Source organism: Shewanella sp. 10N.286.51.B8, assembly GCF_041469325.1.
Lineage (GTDB): Bacteria > Pseudomonadota > Gammaproteobacteria > Enterobacterales > Shewanellaceae > Shewanella.
On the sequence record NZ_JBFRKG010000083.1, the window covers coordinates 1 to 1,116 of the forward strand.

Below are 1,116 nucleotides of genomic sequence, written 5' to 3' on the forward strand. Positions count from 1 at the left end.
TGGGTGGCCTTGTTATTTGTTTAGCCAACTAGAATGGGTGGCCTTGTTATTATAACTAAAGCCTAGTAGAGCGTTTAACATTTAGCCAACTAGAATGGGTGGCCTTGTTATTCGTGTTCAACACTTGGGATAAGGCCGCGGCTACGCGCGGCCTATCCTTATCTGTTAGCACGACATTTACATTTCAATAAGATCTAGTTTTTCGGCTACGCGCGGCCTATCCTTATCTGTTAGCACGACATTTACATTTCAATAAGATCTAGTTTTTCAGAAATTACACCATTTTCAAAAGTAAGTAACTGTGTGCCATATTCACTGTCAGATTCACAAGAAATGTCAACAAAACCATTTTTATTAAGTGTTGTAAATGCGTACTCACAAAGCTCTTCAGGAAAAGCCCAAGGAAAAATCTCGACTGAAACTATAGATTGTTTAACAGACACTGTTACCACTCCAGTATCAATAGCGTTAAGATGCGAGTAGATTTCATCTGCGGTCAAAGTATCACTCACATCCTTAAGAGCTAAATTGAAGGCTTCTTTCCTCGAGTCAATATCTGTCCATTCTGATAGCCGCACTCCTTCGAATGATTTAAATGCTTCCATGAAGAAGACTGCTTTATTTTTACATTTAGTATCGAATGAGATTACAGAGGTGCATTCCATTTTATATTCCTTGAGTAATGTGTAGTGCTTAAGTATGCCGATCGTGCTAACGCCGTTTTAAGCGGCGAGAAATAGTTTGCTAAAATGTGAAACGAAGTGGAACCGAGCAAACTGTTACGAGTCCGACTTGAAAACCCTTGTTATATGACCTGTACCACCGTACCGCCAAAACGTGCTTCTTGAGCGACACACTCAATACCATTAACTTTACAGTTAACTGATAAATTTGAATACACATCAATTTTTGATTTAGGGATTATGTTCCCGTCGACTTCAACGCCGTCAGCTAAACAAGCTTCACAGACATATGCTAAATATCTAGGTTGAGGTTTAACATTTCCTTTGCATATAGGACAAAATTGTTCGGACATCCACTTTCCTTAAAGGACATATAACGATTTAGTTCACGAGCCGAAGGTCTCGTGTAACGGCTTGTTCTTTACTTTCGGAG

2 protein-coding genes are annotated in these 1,116 nt (G+C 39.4%); both read right to left on the minus strand.

Annotated elements, in window-relative coordinates; genetic code table 11:
- Positions 1-242: 242 nt before the first annotated feature.
- Entirely contained in the window at positions 243-605 is a 363-nt protein-coding gene (locus tag AB4160_RS19395; protein WP_372006075.1) for a hypothetical protein, read from the minus strand.
- Between the two features lie 200 nt (positions 606-805).
- Entirely contained in the window at positions 806-1,036 is a 231-nt protein-coding gene (locus tag AB4160_RS19400) for a hypothetical protein (RefSeq protein WP_372006077.1), read from the minus strand.
- Positions 1,037-1,116 lie beyond the last annotated feature (80 nt).

Excerpts from the sequence above, each read along its gene's own strand:
- AB4160_RS19395 (WP_372006075.1), bottom strand. The coding sequence starts at position 605 with ATGGAAGCATTTAAATCATTCGAAGGAGTGCGGCTATCAGAATGGACA.
- AB4160_RS19400 (WP_372006077.1), bottom strand. The coding sequence starts at position 1,036 with ATGTCCGAACAATTTTGTCCTATATGCAAAGGAAATGTTAAACCTCAA.